This is a genomic window from Citrobacter sp. Cpo065 (assembly GCF_030332805.1).
In the GTDB taxonomy this organism is placed as follows: Bacteria; Pseudomonadota; Gammaproteobacteria; order Enterobacterales; family Enterobacteriaceae; genus Citrobacter; species Citrobacter portucalensis.
The window spans coordinates 1-211 of sequence record NZ_JAOWHC010000016.1; the positions used below are offsets into that span (position 1 = coordinate 1).

Here is a 211-nt window from a genome sequence, read left to right on the forward strand (position 1 = left end):
TGCGGGAATAGCTCAGTTGGTAGAGCACGACCTTGCCAAGGTCGGGGTCGCGAGTTCGAGTCTCGTTTCCCGCTCCAAAATTTGAAAATGCTTGTAAAGCACAGACCACCAATCGCAGGATTTCGAATTGCGACAAGGCGGCAACTGAATGAGTCCTTAGGAGCTTACTGAAGTAAGTGACTCAGGCGAATGAAGGCAGCCAACGCAGTAG

Annotated in this window: 1 tRNA gene; it reads left to right on the plus strand. The window is 51.2% G+C overall.

Annotated features, from left to right (window positions below):
* The first annotated feature begins 1 nt into the window (after position 1).
* A tRNA-Gly gene (locus OGY68_RS00070) sits at positions 2-77 on the plus strand.
* The last annotated feature ends 134 nt before the right edge of the window (positions 78-211 follow it).